Consider the following 18,371-nt stretch of genomic DNA (forward strand, 5'->3'; position numbering starts at 1 on the left):
GGCACTGATTCCACCGATCGGGTGAATGCGCTGATTGACCTCGATCAGATGCAATGCTTGCGCCGCGCGGCCGGTGGTTATCGGCTGAATGTCGCGCCGATCGCGGCCCGCAGCCGGTCGAGTGGCTCCTCTCCGTACCGCATCTTCTCGAGCACCTCGATGAGCCGGTCCCACCGGTCCTCCCGCGCGCACCAGGCGACGAACGCCTCGACCTCCGCGGCCGTGACCCGCGCTTGGATGTCGCGGCCGTCGCCCGGCAGCGCCGGCGGCATGAGCCCGTTGAACAGCCGGTTCCACGGGCCCCGCTCGGTTGTGCCGATCACCTCGGACAGCGACGTCGAGACGACCGCTGCCGCTGCCGCGTCCGCGACCGCACCGTCCCGCTGCGCCGGGATCACCTTCGGCTCGGCGGGCAGCGCGCCGACGGCGTCGAGGAAGGCGGTCGCGGCGCGGGCGGCAAGGTCGAAGAACCACTGCTGCGCGCCGTCCCCCGGCAGGTCACGGGCGGCGAACGAAAGCCCGCCGGCGACATACCCCAGCAGCCACTGCTGCCGCCAGTCCTTCGCCCGTCCTTTGCTGTCCGCCCGGACCTCCCCGGCGGCGAACATCACGCGCGCCACGTCACGGATCTCGGCCGGCAGCCGGGTGCGGCCGCGCGGGTGCACGAGCGCCTCGGCCAGCGCGATCCGGGCGTCGTCCCGCAGGTCCGGGAGGTGGCGGGCGACGACGGACAGCACCAGGTGGGCCGGGTCGCGGGCGACCGGCCCGTCGGGCTCGTAGCCGCCGAGGTCGATGAGCTTGTACCGGTCGGGAGCGCTCGTGCTCCACTCGTCGTGCAGGACGATGTTGCTCAGGTGCAGGTCGCCGTGGGTCCGCCCGGTCAGCGTGGACACCGTGACCGGGTCGAAGGCGCCGGCTGCCAGCGCGTGCGGATTGATCATCCGGGCACCGCCGGCGACCGTGGTCCACAGCGTTGCGGGGCCGAGCTCGGGACGCCGCGCCAGCCAGGTGTGCAGTGGTCGGCCGGGGTTCAGGCGACCGCCGAGCATGTCCAGGAGCAGGGCCGACGCGGATTCCGGGCGGTAGCCGAAGCCGGGGTTCCAGGTGCCCAGGACGCCGGCCGCGACGGACCGGCACAGGTCGACGAGGTCGTCGCTGTAGTGCAGGCTCAGGGCGGTCCGGCTGCCCGCGTCGGCGTAGAACATGAGGATTCCGCCATCGGCGAGGACGATCGGCGCCCGGCCGGCGAGCATCTGGCTCAGCTGCGGCTGGAATTCCTCGCCGGCCTTGAACGCGTCGCTGTGCCGGTCGGCCTCGTCGACGGAGTCGCGCCCCGGCGGAAGGTACTTCACGACACAGGCGACCGCGTCCTGCGTGGCCGCCCTGGGCGTGGCGGACAGCATCGCGTGCCCGACCTTCGCCGCCGTGCGGCCCTCGGTGAGGAGCGCCTGCAGGTCAAGTCTGCGGTGGTCGATCTTGAGGGTGGTCTCGAGATGCCTGACGTTGGTGTTGCCGACCAGCAGGCTCAGGTCGAGGCTCACCGCGCGACCTCCGTTACGGCCGTGCGGATCCGCTCGGCGACCCGGCGTCGTCCGGTGCCCTCACGGATCCGGCCCCGCGGCCCGGTCTGTGCCTCGATCACGCGCAACGTGGCCTCCCGTTCCCCGGGTGTCATCGCCGGCACCGCGATCTCGGTGACCAGCAGTGCGTGGTACTGCTCGAACGCCGACCGCGAGGCACCGACGGCGTCGAGGACGCAGGCGACGTCGATCAGGGCCGGCTCGCCCTCCATGAGCGCGAGCGCGAAGACGCGGCCGCCGTCGCGTCCCTCCCGGAACAGGTCCCGGACCTGTTCCGGCAGCCAGGCACCGGCGGCCGTGCTGGCCTTCGCCTCGGCGACGAGCGCCTCCATCGCGGCGGTGCGGTCGGGATCGGCCGGTCCGCGGCGCACCTGCTCGTACCGCCCGGCGGCCGCGGTGGCCTGCCGGATCAGCCGGACCCCCTCGGCCCGCAGGGTTTCGGCGGACGCCCGGTCACCGGCCTCCTCGGCCTGCTCCGCGGCGACGAACGCGGCGAGGGCGGCTCCGTCGGCCCGGGACAGCGCCGGCGCGAGGAGCACCCGGGTGAGCAGCCAGCCGAGGACGAACCCGGTCGCGGTGAAGAACACGAGCATCGCGCCGGCGACGACGCGGCCCTGCGCGCCGTCGCCGACCGCGGGACCGATCGTGGCGACCAGGCGGCCACCGGCCCGCAGCAGCGTGGTGAGCTCGACCAGGCCGACCCCGATGAGGATCTTCGTCAGCCAGTCGGAGACCTGCTCCAGGTTGGTGTTGGCGTCGTACCGCGGGCGGATGTCCGGCGGCTGCTCGTCCGGTGCGCCCGCACGGGCCCGGGGAATGCCGAACAGGAACCCGAGCAGGCCTCCGGCCGCCGTCGCCGCCAGCGCGATCAGCAGGGCGGTGCCGAGCACGCTCAACGGGTGCTGCTGGTTGATCGCGTACAGCACCACGGCGAGCAGCGCGGTTCCCGCGCAGGCAGCTCCGGTGACGATTCCGCGCCGTTGCATGAAAGGTCGGCTCCTTCTCCAGTTTCAGGGGTTCGCGGCGACCCAGCGCAGCCGGGTCAGTTCGCGGCCGTGCCAGACCACCAGGTCGTCGCCGGCCGCGGCGATCGCACGGATGTCGCCCGGCAGGCGGAACCGCGCCAGCGGCTGCAGGGACCCCGGGTGCCAGGCGTGCAGCAGCGCACCCTCGCCCGCCTCGGCCGTGCCGGTCTCGATGCCGGCCACGACCGTGTCCAGCGCCGCCAGGTGCCGGATGCCGGCCGACCCGGTCAGCTCGCCGGTGAGCGTGAGCGTCTCGAGGCCGAGCCGGTACACGGTCCCGTCGTCCGCGCAGAGGAAGACCTCGCCCGCCGGATCCGCCGGTGACATGACGGCAGCCGGCACCGAGCGCAGCAGCGGCAGCTCGGCCCGGCGCACCGGCAGGCCCGGGTCCGCCTCGATGACCGCGCACGTGCGCCCCGAGCACGCGACCACCGCGCCGGCGGCGGTGACCACGACGGCGTCGACGCGTGCCCTGCCGACGACAACGGTCCGCTGCCGGCTGTCGGGCGTGAGCACCCGCACCGTCCCGTCGTCGTGGCCCGCCGCGATCGTGGTCCTGGTCGTCGTGCCGGCGCACGCGAGCGAGATCGGCCGGCCCGGGACCGGCACCGTCCGCCGGGGCGTCACGGTCGCGGGATCCCACACCGTCACCGACCCGGCGGCGGAGGCCGTCACCAGCACGCCCGGTCCGGACGCGGCCGCGACGACGGGCGCGTGGCCGGGGACCACGCTCGTTGCGCGACCGTCGCCCAGCTCGATGTGCTCGGGGTCCTCGTCGATCCCGGCCACCAGGAGCCACGGCTCCGGGCCGGGCACGGCGGCGAGCGCGACGGGGGCGCCGGCGTCCCACGGCCGCAGCCGCCACTGTTGCACGATGCCGTCGTCGTCGCCCGTGAGCAGCCAGTGGCGTCCGAGGCCGGAGCCGGTCGAGAGGGCCCGCACCGCGGCGGCGTGCTGGTGCTCCTCGCGGACGAGGGCGGCCGTCCGGGCGAACCACAGGCACACGAGACCGTCGGCGGCGCCGGTCACCACATGGGATCCGTCCGCGATGAACGCCACCGACGTCACGTCGCCGCCGGCCAGCCGGTCCGACGGCTCGTCGAGGCCGTGCCGCCACAGGTGTGCGGCCCCGCCCCTGGCGGAGGCCGCGGCGACGAGGACGGCGTCGTCACCGGCCGCGGCGGCGATCGCGACGACGCCACCGTCCAGCTGGGCAGGCCCGGCGGTCACAGTGCCGGTGGCGTCGAAGACCCGGATCTGGCCGTCCTCGCTCGCCGCGACCACCCACGGGTCACCACCCGGCACGTCGACCAGTGCGACGGCCGTCACCCAGCTGCCGGGCGAGTGCTCGACCCGCCACAGCAGCTGTCCGGCCGGTGCGTCCCAGAGCGCGACCCGGCCGGACTTGTCGCCCGTCGCGACGAGCCCGTTCGTGCCACCGGCGACGCAGCGCAGGTTGTCCGGCCCGGCGCGCAGCTCACGGCCGGCGACGTGGACGACCGCGCGCTCGATCTGCACCAGCAACGGGCCCTCGGCCGTCGTCGTCCACGTGACGCTGCGGCCCGGTCCGCCGGTCGCGAGGGTGCGCAGTGCCTGACCGGTGTCCGCGTCGTAGACCCGCACGGAGCCGCTCGGCCCGGCGCACACGACGCGGAGGGTGTCGCCGTGCAGCCGCCCCGCCATGGACCGGATCCGCTCGGTCTCGATCCTGGGCTCGACCAGCCGCAGCGGCAGCATCGCCGGCGCCGCCCACTGGGCCCGCCAGCTGTCCGGCGCCGGCGCGGGCAGGGCCGGCGCGGTCATGCCGGCCCGCACGATCGCGTACAGCAGCTGGTCGAGCCGTTCGTCGGCGGCGTGGGCGGCGATGCCCGCGGCGGAGTAGACCCTGGCGACCCGCCACGCGACCGGGTCCCGGGCCAGGCTCAGCAGCGGGCGCAGGCGGTCGGGATCGGCGGCGGCGACCAGTGGCAGGTCCATGAGGAACTCGTCGAAGAGCCCGGCGGCGAACGCATGGCTGGCGAGGTTCTCGGCCAGGTACGCGCCGACCTCCGGCTGGATCTCGGTGGCCCGGGCGGCGGCCAGCAGCGTGTCGGCGATCGCGCGTTCGATCTCCTGGACCGCGCGCTGGTGGGCGACCCCGGCCGGCTCGTACGGGCGGGATCGCAGGTGCCGCGTCAGCGTCGGATGTGCGGGGGAGTAGAGCTCGGCGTCGGCGCGCTGCTCGACCCCGAGGAAGTACCGCAGCGCCTTGAGCGCGTCCTGGACGTCGGCCACCGGCGGCTCGTCGTCCGGTCCGGGCGGGCTCCCGGGCCGCAGCCGCCGCGCGCACATCCGCAGGACCGCCAGCGGCATGCCGCCACCGCGGGCGAACGCCGCGACGACGAACACCAGCCGCAGATCCGGCCGCCCCTGCAGCACCGGGTGCGTCTCGAAGAGCAACGGTAGATGCCCGGCGGCGAGCTGCTCGACCCTGGCTCTGGTCGCGGGCTCCGTGCCGTGCTGCGCCGCCGCGTCCGCGGCGACGACGCCCGCCGCGAGCAGCCCGCCGACACCGGTTGCCGCGGTCACCCCGCCGAGGTGATCGGCGCCCGCCGCCGCCAGCGCCCGGCGGGTCTCCTGCAGCCCGGCCCGGCCGAACTCCGGATGCGTCGCGAGGACGTCGAGCAGCCGCTCGCGCAGCAGCTCACGGTCGGCGGCGGGCAGCCGGACCGGGACGGTCCCGCGCGCCTCCGGCAGCGCGTCCAGGAAGTCGTCGAGTGCGGCGGTCGGCGTCGTGACGACCAGCACCCGGCAGGCCATGTCGCGCAGGATCGGCGCGACGACGAGCTCGAGCAGCCCGCGCGGATCGGCGGCGAGGGCGGCGCCGTCGAGCACGACGGCGCACGCGGAGCCGAACCGGTCGAGCACCACCGACAGCTCCTCGCCGGCCGCGCCGGCCTGGCCGGTCAGCGCGGCCCGCACCTCGTCGCAGCTCAGGAAGGCGGCGTCGATCGCGAGGATCCGCGCCTGTGCCGGCTCACACTCCGGCAGTTGCGCGCGCAGCGGCCCGGGCAGCGGCTCGTCGCGCAGCATGGGGTGCACCGCCGCCAGGGCCGCTGCGACGACTGTCGACTTGCCGCTGCCGGCCGGACCGACCAGCACCCGCAGCCGGTCCTCGACCGTGGGCGCGGCCAGCCAGGCCGCCAGCGGGGCGATCTCGTCGAGCGGACCGCGCAGCCGTCCATGGCTGCCGGCGCCGCCCGGCTGCGACCACGGGTCGGCGACCGCCCGAAGGACCCGCAGGAAGACGCCGACGTGGGCCGGCAGATCCGCCCGGCCGGTGCGGGCTGTCCCGGCGGCCCCGGGCAGCCGGCGACCACCGGCCTCGGCGATGTTCCGCTCGATCTGCTCGGCGACCGCCCGGTTCGAGCCGCCCAGCGCGCGCAGGACGGTCGTGGCGACCCTGGCCCACGGCAGCCTGCGCGGGTCGACGGCCGCACCGTCGGCGGACGCGAGTTCGTCGGCGATCGCGGGCAGGTTCAGCCGGCCGCCGAGCGGGTCGGTCACCGAGCGGGGCAGCCTGCCGAGGATCCGCACCACCGCGTCGATCTGGCTGCGCGGCATGCTGCCGAGCAGCTCGCGTTGCACGCCCCTGGCGTACTCGTAGACGACGCCGGCGGGGTCCTCGTCGTCGCGCGGCTCGTCCCGCCGCACCAGCAGCCCGGAGACACCGACCTCGGCCAGGTGGTCCAACCCGGAGTCCGGCACGGCGTGGGCCTGCACCAGCTGCATCACCGGCACCGTCAACGGCGCGACGGCGAGGTGGCAGGCCAGCCGGTATGCGGTGAGCGACGCAACGGCCCGGAACCGCTGGATCTGCTGGGCGGCGTCGGCGACGTCGTGAACCCATCCGCCCGGTTCGTCCGGCCCGGCGTCGCCGTCGTGCGGTTTGCCGTGATCCAGCGGTCCGAGCACGGTCAGCGGCACGTTGTGGGCCTCGGTCCCGCCGACGAGCCGCGTCCACGCGGCCAGCCAGCTGGGCTCCAGCCGCAGGACCGGCACGACCGGCGTGCGGCGGCCCGGCCCGGCAGCGACGGTCGCGAGCCCGCGGACCACCGACACCTTCGCCGAGGCCTGGCGCATCCACGTCTGGTGCCACAGGTGGGTCGGCAGCACCTGCAGGACGGCGGTCGGGCCGAGCGCAGCGAGGCCGGTGAGCATCTCGGTGATCTCCGCGGCCCGCCCGGCCGGGCCCTGCCCGTCGGTGACGAGCAGGGTGACCTGGCGCCCGGTGTGATCGACGAGGGTCGCGAGGTCGCGGTCCTGGGCCGGGTCGCCGTTCCAGGGGCGCAGCCGGACCGGCGAGTCCTCGCTGAGCCGCCACACCCGCACCGAACGGAACGCGCCGGACAGCGGCAGCGCCTCGATCAGCTCGTCGACCGCGGAGCTCCACCAGCGCATCGTCGGGCTGTTGCAGACGAGGATCGTCAGCCGGGCGGTGCGCCGGCCCTGCTGCCGGAACTGCGGCAGGACCATGCCCGCCTCGGCCGAGCTGGCGGCGGTCGCCTCCTCGTCCAGCACCGTTCCGGCGTCGGGACCGCCGAGCCCGCGCAGCGGCCGCAGGGCGCGGGCGATGCGGAACGCCTCCTTCAGGGCCCGGGGGCGCGGCAGCTCGATCTCGGCGTGCGGATCCTTCACCCCCCGAGGCACCGGGTGCGGGGCGTACACGTGTACGTCGGTGGCGTTCGATGCCCGGTGCCGGCCCGCGGCGCCCGGCGCCGGTGGGACGGCCGACACCCGGGGCTCGGCCGTGTCCCGGGCCGGCCGGCCCGGCGGCACCCGCGGTCCGGGGGCGGGCGCGGCAAGCGCCGGCCCGCCGGCGGGCGGGCCGGTGGCCGGCGTCCGGTCCGGCCGGGTCTGCGCGCCGGCCGGGGTGTCCCCGGCCGATGCCGGCAGGTGGGCGTACCGGGTGGAGGCGAGCCAGATCGCGTCGATCAGATCGGTCGGCGAGGAGTCCGCCTCCGGGTCGCCGCCGTTCACGGCCGCTGCATCGGCTTGTCGAGCGCGCTCATCAGCTTCTGGGCCACGGCGTCGACACTGCCCGGATTGTCGCGGGTCGAGTGCACCAGCTGCAGGGCGTTCATCAGCTGCGTTGCCGCGATCGGCTGGCCCTCCTGGACCCTGGCGAGGAAGGTCCGGATCAGCTCGTTGCCCTCCCCGACGATCTCGGAGCCGAGCTGGCGGGCGACGACGCGGCGCACCCACACCTCGTCGGCGTGCTGCAGGTCGAGGCGGATGCACCGGCGCAGGAACGGGATGGGGAATTCACGTTCGCCGTTGCTGGTCATGACGACGAACGGAAAGGCGCGGGCGCGCACGTAGCCGTTCTCGATCGCCACCCGCTCGTTGCCGTGCATGGGCAGCACGCTGATGACGCTGTTGGTGGCCCGGTCCGGCCCGCTCGGATCGGCGGCGAGCCGGGCCAGTTCCGGAATGTAGTACTCGCCGTCCTCGAATGCGCTGAGCAGGTCGTTGGGCAGATCGACGTCGCACTTGTCGATCTCGTCGACGAGCAGGACCCGGGGCTGCTCCCAGGGCAGCAGCGCGGTGCCGAGCGGGCCGAGCCGGATGTAGCGACCGATGTCGGCCGGGGTGCCGTTGCTCTCCTTGCCGAGGTTCACCTCCTGCAGCCGGCCGATCGCGTCGTAGTGGTAGAGCCCCTGTTGCAGTGTCGAGCGGCTGGTGATGGTCCAGTTGAGCACGCGCCCGAGGTTCAGTTCGGCCGCGATCGAGTAGGCCAGGGTCGACTTGCCGATGCCGGCGGGGCCGCTGACCAGCAGCGGCCGGCGCAGCAACAGCGCCGCGTTGATGAGATCGAGGTCGTCGGGCCGGAAGCCGGATGCCCCGGACCAGTGATGCGCGCCGGTGCGCCGCTTGGCGATGTCCTCGGGCTCGGGTTCGGCGGCCGGCATCGGCTCGGGCGCCTCGCCGGCGAAGTCCCGCCACGGCGGCGGATCCGGGATCTTCTCCACGGACTGTCCGGTCACGCCCCGGAAGATCCACCAGGGTTCCGTTCGGGTGTCGTCGGTCATGTCACGCCCTCGGTCGAATGGGTGCCGAAACGACCCGGACGGAGCGCTTCCCAGTTCTCCGCCCAGTCGTCCCACAGCATGCTGATCTTGATCTGGCTGGACCGCCGGAGCCTGTACAGCTGCGTCGGCAGGTAGCGCCAGTCGTTCGGATCGGGCGGGCGCTTCACCATTTCGCGGAACAGCGCGAGCTGCCCGTCGCGGGACCACACCAGGATCGGGAACCCTTCCTCGAGCGCGCAGTCCAGGAACACAGCGGTGTGGTTGCCGCCTCCCTGGCCGGCGTCCAGCCCCAGGCACACCACGTTGTCCCCGATGTCCTCGATGGCGCGGCTGACCTCGGTGTGGTCGCCCGCATACGGGATCTCGTCGGCCGCCCTCCGCACCTCGGGCGCGACCGCCCAGCGCGCCTCGCCCTTGTCCGTCATCCATCTGCTGCGCCGGGCCCAGGCGCCGACGTCCAGACCGCCGGGCGCCCGCAGCCGTTCCAGCGGACGCACCACCACGGGAGCCTCGACGCCGATCGCCCTCGGTGTCTTCCGGCCGAGGTTGACCTTCCATTCGTCCACACCCAGCGACAGCAGGTCCGTGTCGAGCAGAAAGTCGACCTGCCGTCCGCTGACGTCCTTCGAGTTCCAGGCCAGGTCCGCCGTGAGCGCCTTCCGCACCGAGTCGATCATGCTGGTGGTGGTCGATTCCAGCGTCGTGGCGGCGGTGGTGCGGGGGCCTTCGGTCGTCACCATGCCGAGCAGCCGCCGGTCGGCGTCGGGGTCGTAATGCTGCTCGATCAGCCGGATGTGCACGTCGTACTTCGTTTCGGGTTGTCCGGAGTTCACCCGGGAGATCCGGACCACCAGATGGGTGCGAACGGCGTCCAATTGCGACGGCGGCGGGTTGTCGCACGGAAAATGCTCCGTGGCCAGCTTCGTCAGCTCGCCGTTGCCCGGCAGTCCCGTTGCCTTCGTCAGGAGGAACAACACCTTCGCGAAGAGGTCCGGATACTGCGCCGCCAGCCATTCCAGACCGATCCAGAGACCCGGGACGGCCCTGGGCAGATAGACACCGTCGCGGGGCCAGACGCGATTGACCTGTTTGAGCAGCACGGCCCCCTCGTTCGCCTGGGCGATCGTGCGCAGGAGCAACCGCAGTGCCGGCAAATGGGTCTCGACCGTTTCGAGGAGCGCGATCGGACTGTACGGGCGACCCGCCAGGTGATCCTCCAGCGCCTCGCGGGTGGCGGTGAGACCGAGCCGGTCGATTGCCTTCCGGAGATCCGCCAGCGTGCCGAAGCCGGCCGGGTCGTTGCAGGCCGCGACAACCGCGCGGATCTGCTGGGACTGCGTGGCGCCGGACGGCAGTCCGGTGACTCGTATGTGCCGCCTGGTCAGCCATTCGATGGTGGTCTCGAGGGACGCGGTGCTCTCGCGCTCCCACGTCTCGGCGACCATCTGGACGTCGTCGGCCGTGAGCCGCGCGGGATGCGCCGGGACGTCGTCCTTGGGCGTGGGAATGGGTTCGCTCCTCTGCACGACAGTGGCATCGGCTTTCTAAGAGGTACGTGGGTGCCCCGCTGAGCCTCAATCGTCCAAATGGATATAACGGCCTGTTCGGCTGGGTGTACAGAACGTGCTTTCGTTGCTTCCAATTCATGCCGAAACCGGGCTTAGTTGTTGCTGCCCGTATGCGAGCGGTCACCCGGCACAGTTCCTGTCCGTCAGTGGTGACCGCGCCCGGCGATCCGGGCGCCCGACGCGATTCGCACAGGAGGCCGCCGGCCCATGACGTTGCCTGAGCACGACCAGACGGTCCATTCCGTGGACCGGTATGGCGACGCCGTCAACGCGCTGCACTCCCGGGCGACGGAGCTGCGTCAGGCGCTCGCCATCGCCGATGCGCAGTGGCACCGGCTGGAGAGCGCGCTCGCCGCGCCCCGGTCGCCGCGGCCGCTGCGCCTGCTCGCCCTCGGCGGCGACGGGCAGCAGGTGCTGGCCGTCACCGCGGCGGCCCTCGCCGCCGTCGACGCGCTGCAGCCGTCCAGCCCACCACGGCAGCCGGCCCGGCTGGACGTGCGGATCCGGCCGGCCGGGCCGGCCCCGGCGACCTCCGTGCGGTCCGCCGCCACCCGAGTGACCGCGACCCTCGCAGGCGGGTCCGAGCTCGGCCCGCTGCGGGTTGCGATCCTCCGCCGCATCGTGGCGGCCGCCGGCCCGTCCGGCACGCCACCGCCCGAGGCCCAGCCGAGCCTGGAGCGGACCCGGGAGGGCGACCTGCAGTGGGCGGCACAGCTGTGGGAGCGGCACGTCGACCGCACCGTCCGCGAACGGCTGCAGGAGCTGCACGACCTGCACCTCGCCGTGCACGCCGGGCAGTACGTCATCGGCCGGACGGACCTGGTCTTCCCCGTCGCGGACATGTTCCGGGCGATGGGCGGCGGCGTCGAGATGTCGGACATCACCAAACGGCCGTTCCCGGTCATGCCGGTGGCGGCGCCGGACGCCCGCACGGTGCCCGCGCTCACGGTGCTGCTGCCCGTCGTGGCGCGCTTCGACGTCGAGATCGAGACGTGGGAGCACACTCCGCTCGGACCGGGCCTCGTCCTGACCGTCCTCACCGACTCCGGCGGCGACACCGCCCGCGGCAAGGTGCTCGTCGAGACCGCCGACGCCGAGACCGACGCGTTCCTGCTCGTGCACGGCGTCGACGGGGCGCCGCCGGCGTCGTGGGACGCCGCCCGCGCGCCGGGCCGGCGGCAGCGCCCGGCGCTGACCGTCTTCGACGTGGCCGCGAGCACCGCGTTCACGTCCGGCGGGCCGGCCGAACGGGAGATCGAGCTGAACCGCCTGCGCGAGCTCGTCCGCCACACCGGGTCCGGGCTGCCCGACGAGCGCGTCTTCGTCGTCAGCACCCGCCGCGGCTCCGCAGACCTGCTGCCCAAGCAACGCAACCCGGACGAGCCGGCCCCGACGGCGGGCACCGCGTTCGCCCGCCGCTCCCTCGCGGCCCTGGCCGACCAGGGCGGCTTCCCGGCGCTGCGCCGCGCGATCGCCGGCGAGGTCGACGTGTTCGCCGCCGCCGAGCGCGGTGCCGGCCAGCGCGACCGGTACCGGCGCTACGTGGACACCCTGCAGGAGGTGCTGCAGGAGCTCGTCGAGGAGAACCGGCAGCCCGACGACGTCACCGACGGGCAGAAGGGGCCGATCAGCAAGGCGCTGCGGGACCTGATCGCCCACATCGACGAGCTGCGCCGCTCCCTGACCCTCCTGCCGGACCTGGACCGCACGGTCGACACGGCCACCGGGGAACAGGTCCGGATCGTCACGGAGGTCCACGCGGAGGCCGTCCGCATCGTGCTGGAGTGGCCGCAGTGGCGCCAGCTGTTCGACGCCGTCGAGCCGGTCACCGGGGTGATCTCCCGGGACCGTCCGGCGGGCCCGCCGCTGCCGAACCTCACGGCCGACTTCGCCGGTCCGTTCGACCGCTCGACGGCGGACATGAGCGAGCGGGTCGGTCAGCTGGCCGAGCGGGTCGTGGCCGCCTGGGTCGACGGGGCCAACGCCGGGATCCGCACGGTCGCCGCCGTTCTGGACGCCGAGCTCGACACCGTCGGCACGACGCTGATCGACCGGGGGCAGGCCGCCGAGGTCCAGGCCGTGCGACGGGCCTGCCACTTCGACTGGATCGGCGAGCTGGGCACGGACCGCTCGGCCCGCCCGGCCGCCGCCGAGCAGGCCGTCGAACTGTTCCCGCTGGCCGCGAACCGCGCCCTGCCGTGGCACCCGGACCTGCCCATGGGCAGCGACCAGGTGCGCGACGCCGCGCAGCGGCACCAGATCACCGTGATGCGGATCCGCCGTGAGCTGACCAACGCGCTCGGGCGGGCCGGCGTGGAGATGCTCCGCGCGGCGCTGACGGAGTGGGCCAAGTCGATCGACGACGAGCTGCGGCAGCTGCGCGGTGCGCTGCCCGACGAGCAGGTCGCGGACTTCCTCGAGGCCGGGTACGGGCTCCGGCCGGCGCGCAAGCACGCCGACGCGATCGAGAAGCTCCTGTCCGACGCGAGAGTGAGTGTGGTGCACGAATGACGCAGCCCGACACGCCGTCGCCCGCCGCCGGGCCTGGGCCGCGCGACGCGGTGCCCGCGCGGCGCGACGCCGACGACCCCAGCAGCGGCCTGGTCGCCATCGACTTCGGCACGAGCAGCTCGACGGTGACCCTGTGGGACGCGTCGCACGGCGCCGCGGCGGCGGTGCCCGTGTCGCAGCTGCAGGTGCTGCGGCTGCGCCTGGCCGACCTGCTCGCCGACCGCACCGCACCGCGCGGCCCCGACCAGGCGGCGGCGCCGCCCTGGGTGCAGGACGCGCTGCGGGTGGCGGAGACCGTCCTGAAGACCGGTCAGCTCACCCCGGACGCACTGATCCGGGTGCTGCGCACCGGGTCCGACACCAACGCCTCACTCGTCCACCGCATCCTGCTGGAGCTGGACCGGCGGCGGCGCAACTACGGTCCGGCCGCCGACTGGCTCGGCACCCGGCTGCACGAGCTCTACGACGCGGCCTTCACCATGGTCGCCCTCGAACTGCACGACCTGCACACGGTGAAGCTGAGCAACCAGTCGCCCGAGATCCCGAGCCGCCTGGAGATCGTGGGCTTCGACCCGCTCAGCGTGCGCCTCGGGCGCGAGTACTCCGTCGGCGCCCCCGGCGAGGACGGCGAAGAGCCGCCGTTCGTGCAGAGCCTCAAGAACCACCTGATGCGCCCCCGGCCCGACGAGTACCAGAACGAGCAGTGGCGGGCCGGCACCGACAACCTGCTCGGCGCCGCCGTCGGTTTCCTCGTCGACAAGGCCGAGGCCTTCGTCGAGGCGAACGGCGCCCGCTTCGACCGGCGGCCGCTCGACGCGGTCGTGCTGACCTATCCGACGATGTCGCCGCCGCCGGTCCGCCAGCGCATGCGCGAGATCGGCCGGCGCACGCTCGGCATCAGCGTGGTCGACCTGCACTACGACGAGGCCGTCGCGGCGTCGCTGTTCTTCCTCATGCGGGAGCTCAGCGGCGACTACGCCATCGGCGTGGAGTCCCTGCGGTCGCGCATGCGCCCGGTCCCGGGCCGGGACCGGCAATGGCACGAGAACGTCCTCGTCATCGACATCGGCGGCGGGACGACCGACATCGCGCTGCTGATGTACGAGCTGCGCGACCGCTCGCCGGTCGAGTCGCTCGCCGACCCGTTCAGCGGCCGCCGGTATCAGGTCCTGCCCCGGGTGCTCGGCTCCAGCGGCAAGGCCCGCCGCGGCGGCGACTTCCTGACGTTGCAGGTCTTCCACTGGCTCAAGGCGCTGATCGCCGACCGGATCCTGGACCCCGGCGCGCCCGCCGACACGGTGTTCGCGCCGGACTGGGCCGACTGGCGGGCACACACCCTCAAGCGGCTGCCGATCGACTTCCGCGGCCCGGACGGCACCACGTACGTGCCCGGCAGCCTCGTCGAGCAGATGCTCGTGGAGCTCGCGGCGGACACCGCCGGGCTGAACGCCACGACCGAGACCGACACCACGGTGCGCCGCGCCGTGGACCGGATCCTGCACACCCGTTGGGCCGGCGAGCAGTCCCGCGGCCAGGACTGCTTCTGGCTGCTGTGGGAGCTCGCCGAGGAGGCGAAGAAGGCCCTCGGCGCCCAGGGCATGGACGGCGCCGTCGCCCTGCGCTGGGACCAGGTGCAGCGGGTCGTCGAGCTCAGCCTGGCCGAGGGCGTGACGGTCCCGAGCACCGGCATCCGCGGCATCGAGCTGCACGCCCGGGCGTTCCGCTCGATCGTCGAGCCGATGCTGCTCGAGATCACGCAACTGGCCCGGAGCATGGCCATGAACCGGCTGCGGATCCTCAACAAGGAGGGCATGGCCGAGCGGCTCGACCGCATCATCCTGACCGGCAAGGCGAGCCAGCTGCCGCTCGTCCGGGAGGTGGTGCAGAAGGAGTTCGGCCACCTCGCCATCGCCGACGGCCAGCAGGGCTGGCAGACCGACGAGGTGCTGGTCGAGTCCAGGTACCCGAAGCAGGCGACGTCGATCGGCGCCGCCTGGGCCGCGTCCCGCCGGATGATGGGCCGCAGCGACCGGGACCGGCGGCCACCGCCGACGGGGGAGACCGCCGTCAAGGTCACGGTCGACAACCTCTTCATCAGCCTGCCCTGCTCGTTCGCCGTGCTCACCGACGCCGACCGGCCGGAGGTGCTGCTGGAGGCCGGCAGCCGGTTCATCGACTGCGGCGCCACGACGCTGCGGGCGCGGGCCTGGGTCGGCCCGCTGCAGCAGGCGTTCAACCTGCGCCGCAACGTCGAGGGCGGCGACTATCAGCGTTGGGGATCGCTGCGGGTGGGCCACCTGCTCAGCCGCTACAACCGGGACCATCCGGACGATCCGGAGCTGTCGGAGCGGGTGTGGCTCGACGCGGTCAACGCCATGGTGGAGGTCGACCCGGACCTGGACGCGTGGCTGCTGATGTGGCACGGCGACGAGCCGCTGTGCCGCGTGGTGGACAAGGACGTGGTCGCCGACGTCACGTTGGACACCGGCCCGCTGAACCCGGATCCGGTGCAGCTCGCCGCCGCCGTCCGGGTCGGCGGCCGGCCGGTGCTCGCCGACGCGCAGCGGTTCCGCCACCGGGTTCCCGGCCGGCAGCCGTCCGTGCTCGTCGCCGGCACGCCGATCGGGGCGCCGGGCCCCGACGGGTGGCTGGTCGAGATCGAGGCGTCCGGGGCCCAGCCCGTCCGGGTGCCGGCCCACGTCGACGAGGGCGACGAGACCGCGCCGCTCTTCACGCCGCTGCTCGATGACACCGGCCGGCTGCGCTTCTACCGCGGCCAGTTGCCGCTGGAGGAGCACGACGACCCGGCCGTGGTGCAGCGCGACCCCGGGCTGGTGCTGCGCCGGATGCTCACCATCGGCACCGCGGAGGAAGCGTTCATCGACGACCCGTTCTGTGGGGTGCACTGACATGAGCGGCCCGGATCCGGAGCTCGCCGCCATGGGCACCGGCGACCTGACGCTGGCTGTGCTCTTCGCCGACGAGCGGCTGCGGGACGCCTTCAAACAGTTCATCGACCAGCAGATCATGTTGTCCTTCGTCGCCGATGAAGGCGTCGTGCCCGACGAACAGGACCCACGGATGCGGTACATCAAGGAGCTGCGGCGTCGCCTGCGGGTGTTCAGGACCGAGTTCTACGAGAAGCACGTGTGCGCCTGCCCGTGCCACGACGAGGACCCACCGGGGGACCCGGCCGGCGACGTCGGTGACGCGATCGGGGAGCAGCCCACGGAGACCGTGACGGCTGCCGTGCCGGTGCGCGAGGACCCGCCGGTCCCCGCCTGGCGGGTGCCCATCGACGAGCTGCTGGCGTCGAACATCGGTCACATCTTCCTGGACGGATGGACCGTGCCGGACACCGAGCACGAGGCGCTGCACCACGTGCACATCGCGCTGCTGCGGCTGCCGGCTGTCCAGCGGGACAGCTGGACCAAGAAGCTGGCGGCGGTCACTCCCGCCTCCGGCGGCGAGCCGCCGGTGCTGCTGCCGGCGATCGAGGGCGAGATGGGCAGGCTGCTCGTGCCCGGCACGCCGGGCCGGCCCGGCATCCTGTCCAGCCCCGGACACGTGCTGCCGCCGATGCTCCAGCGCGAGCTCGAGCTCGAGTTCGATCCGGCGGTGGCCCAACTGCTCAACGGGTTCGCGGCGCTGGTGGCTCAGGTCAGCCATCTTGCGGGGTTGGACACCACCCTGCGGGAGGCCGTCACCGACCAGATCACCAGGAAGTTCAAGAACCTGCTGTCCGGGGGCGTGGCTTCGAAGTACCAGACCTACGTGTTCAACCGGTTCCGTGACCTGGCCAAGGCCGTCAGCCCCACCGATCGGCTGCGCAACGCGGTGCGGCTGGACGAGGCACTGCGGTCGCTGGTGCACGCCCCGATCAGCGCGGACAGCAGCTGGTGGGGGATGCTGCGCCTGTCGAGCTACGGCCTGGTGAACCGCTATGTCGAGCTTGCCACGCGCGCCGGGCACACGGCGGAGATCGACCTGCTCTCGGGTGCCTACGAGGACGCGTACCTCCGCGGCCACTGCGACCCGGCCAAGGACGCCACCGCGCCGCCCGGCCCCGAGCGCCGGGACGGTGAGATCGCCGCGTGCCTGCGGCTCTACCTGCGCATCGACGACGAACAGAGCAAAGGCAGGGTGCTCTACTATGAGTAGTGCGCGCCCGCTCCGGAGGCGGCTGGTCATGCTCCTGAGTGCCGCCACCGCCGGGGTGCTGGCCGGGCCCGTCGCGCCCGCCCGGGCGCAGGAGCAGGTCCCGCTCGCCGACGTCCTGCAGGCGCTGCACATCGACGACCTTCCGATGCACTACGTCGTGCTCGTCGACCGTTCGGGATCGATGCGGCAGGGCGACCGGTATGCCCGCGCCATGGCCTCGACGAAGGCGTTCGTCACGGCGCTGGGGCCGAAGGACCGCCTCAACCTGGCCTCGTTCAACGCCGCGGTGACCTCGTTCTGGGACGGACCGGTCACCGGCGGGGTCGGCGCGGCCGTCGACGAGATGGCCGCCCAGGCGGTCACGGGCCCCACCGACCTGGGCGGCGCGATCGGATACGGGCTGGACCGGCTCGACCCGGCAGACACCTCGCCCGCCGTGATCGTGGTGCTCACAGACGCCGAGGAGCAGCCGCCGACGGGCTCACGGTTCGCCGGCGCCGGCGGGCAGGCCGCCTGGGACGCGTTGCGGCAGAAGGCCGCGACGGTCGCCGGGAGCCGGCCGCTGCGGGTGTACCCGGTCCCGCTGGCCACCGCGCGCGACGCGGACGCGGTCCTGCGGGTGTTCGACCCGGCCGTGGTCGAGCAGCTGGATCAGCCCGCCGCGCAGTTCCAGCAGAACCTCGACCGGCTGCGGGAGCGGGCCAGGGCCGACAAGGCACGCGAGTACCTGCGCGGCGAGGACACCGCCGTCGAGGCGGCGCTCACCGATCCGGGGACGCTCCCACGCGACGGCGGCACCGTGCGGGTCACGCTCACGTCGAAGGCGCGGTACGTCCCGCTCACGGTTTCGAGCCTCGATCTCGATGCCGGCGGGCTGCCGGTCGCGACCACGGCCGCGGCGCCGGTCACGCTCGACCCCGGAGAGCGCAGGATGGTCGAGCTCCGCGTCGCCGGGCACGGCGGCACCACGACCGTCGGCGACGCGCCGCGGCGGAGCGCGACGGTGCGCGTCACCGGGACCGTCGGGTCGCCCTGGGCGCAGGCGATGACGAGGGACCTCGGGCTGCGGCCGTCGTTCGAGCTCACCGGTGCGTCCGGCCGCATCGGCGTCGTCACCGGGACGGGTGTGCCGCTGCTGCTCGTGGGCGGTGCGCCGGTCGCGCTGGCGGCGCTCGGGTTTGGTGTCTTCGCGGTGGTGTGGCTGCGGCGGCCCCGGATGTCCGGGGAGCTCGTCGTCAACGACCCCACCGCCGAGCCGTTCCGCGTCCGGCTGCAGGGCCGGCGGCAGAGGCTGCGGGGCGGGTGGGTCACCGGGCACCGGCAGCGCACCGTGGGCGGGCGCAGTCCGGAGCCGGCGGTCCGCGTGCGGTACCGCGGCCGCACCGGGACGCTGCAGCTGAGCCAGACACGCACGGTCGGGCCCGCGACCGTCACATACCAGGCCGGTCGCTGACC

Annotated in this window: 9 protein-coding genes; 4 read left to right on the forward strand and 5 right to left on the reverse strand. The window is 73.8% G+C overall.

The window, feature by feature from the left end:
* Nucleotides 1-77: 77 nt before the first annotated feature.
* Genes ACFPIJ_RS61885 through ACFPIJ_RS61905 form a run of 5 tightly spaced genes read right to left on the reverse strand, consistent with a single transcriptional unit; the run spans nt 78 to nt 10,202 of the window.
* The gene (locus ACFPIJ_RS61885; protein WP_380128909.1) at nt 78-1,541 is read right to left on the reverse strand and encodes a hypothetical protein; all 1,464 of its coding nucleotides are present in this window, start codon (nt 1,539-1,541) and stop codon (nt 78-80) included.
* Nucleotides 1,538-2,566 (reverse strand): hypothetical protein, encoded by a 1,029-nt coding sequence (locus tag ACFPIJ_RS61890; protein WP_380128910.1) that lies wholly within the window; start codon nt 2,564-2,566, stop codon nt 1,538-1,540. The genes ACFPIJ_RS61885 and ACFPIJ_RS61890 overlap by 4 nt, the downstream gene beginning before the upstream one ends.
* Before the next feature lie 24 nt (nt 2,567-2,590).
* A complete protein-coding gene (locus ACFPIJ_RS61895; RefSeq protein WP_380128911.1) occupies nt 2,591-7,624 on the reverse strand; it encodes an SAV_2336 N-terminal domain-related protein in 5,034 nt (1,677 codons plus the stop codon).
* The gene (locus tag ACFPIJ_RS61900) at nt 7,621-8,631 is read right to left on the reverse strand and encodes an AAA family ATPase (RefSeq protein WP_380128912.1); all 1,011 of its coding nucleotides are present in this window, start codon (nt 8,629-8,631) and stop codon (nt 7,621-7,623) included. The genes ACFPIJ_RS61895 and ACFPIJ_RS61900 overlap by 4 nt, the downstream gene beginning before the upstream one ends.
* A gap of 41 nt (nt 8,632-8,672) precedes the next feature.
* Nucleotides 8,673-10,202 (reverse strand): VMAP-C domain-containing protein, encoded by a 1,530-nt coding sequence (locus ACFPIJ_RS61905; RefSeq protein WP_380128913.1) that lies wholly within the window; start codon nt 10,200-10,202, stop codon nt 8,673-8,675.
* Between the two features lie 249 nt (nt 10,203-10,451).
* Between ACFPIJ_RS61905 and ACFPIJ_RS61910 the strand changes: the two genes are divergently transcribed.
* The 4 genes from ACFPIJ_RS61910 to ACFPIJ_RS61925 are packed head-to-tail and all read left to right on the forward strand — an operon-like array spanning nt 10,452 to nt 18,369.
* Nucleotides 10,452-12,755 carry a hypothetical protein gene (locus tag ACFPIJ_RS61910; protein WP_380128914.1) on the forward strand — a complete coding sequence of 768 codons (2,304 nt, stop codon included), beginning with the start codon at nt 10,452-10,454 and terminating at the stop codon, nt 12,753-12,755.
* Nucleotides 12,752-15,664, forward strand: a complete 2,913-nt coding sequence (locus ACFPIJ_RS61915; protein ID WP_380128915.1) for a hypothetical protein — start codon at nt 12,752-12,754, stop codon at nt 15,662-15,664. Before ACFPIJ_RS61910 ends, ACFPIJ_RS61915 begins: the two co-directional genes overlap by 4 nt.
* A gap of 1 nt (nt 15,665) precedes the next feature.
* Nucleotides 15,666-16,916, forward strand: coding sequence for a hypothetical protein (locus ACFPIJ_RS61920; RefSeq protein WP_380128916.1), 1,251 nt, complete (start codon nt 15,666-15,668; stop codon nt 16,914-16,916).
* Entirely contained in the window at nt 16,909-18,369 is a 1,461-nt protein-coding gene (locus ACFPIJ_RS61925; protein WP_380128917.1) for a vWA domain-containing protein, read from the forward strand. The genes ACFPIJ_RS61920 and ACFPIJ_RS61925 overlap by 8 nt, the downstream gene beginning before the upstream one ends.
* The last annotated feature ends 2 nt before the right edge of the window (nt 18,370-18,371 follow it).

This window comes from Dactylosporangium cerinum (assembly GCF_042653625.1).
In the GTDB taxonomy this organism is placed as follows: domain Bacteria; phylum Actinomycetota; class Actinomycetes; order Mycobacteriales; family Micromonosporaceae; genus Dactylosporangium; species Dactylosporangium cerinum.

Coding starts and splice junctions, on each gene's coding strand:
- ACFPIJ_RS61890 (WP_380128910.1), bottom strand. CDS start 2,566: ATGCAACGGCGCGGAATCGTCACCGGAGCTGCCTGCGCGGGAACCGCG.
- ACFPIJ_RS61910 (WP_380128914.1), top strand. CDS start 10,452: ATGACGTTGCCTGAGCACGACCAGACGGTCCATTCCGTGGACCGGTAT.
- ACFPIJ_RS61915 (WP_380128915.1), top strand. CDS start 12,752: ATGACGCAGCCCGACACGCCGTCGCCCGCCGCCGGGCCTGGGCCGCGC.
- ACFPIJ_RS61920 (WP_380128916.1), top strand. CDS start 15,666: ATGAGCGGCCCGGATCCGGAGCTCGCCGCCATGGGCACCGGCGACCTG.
- ACFPIJ_RS61925 (WP_380128917.1), top strand. CDS start 16,909: ATGAGTAGTGCGCGCCCGCTCCGGAGGCGGCTGGTCATGCTCCTGAGT.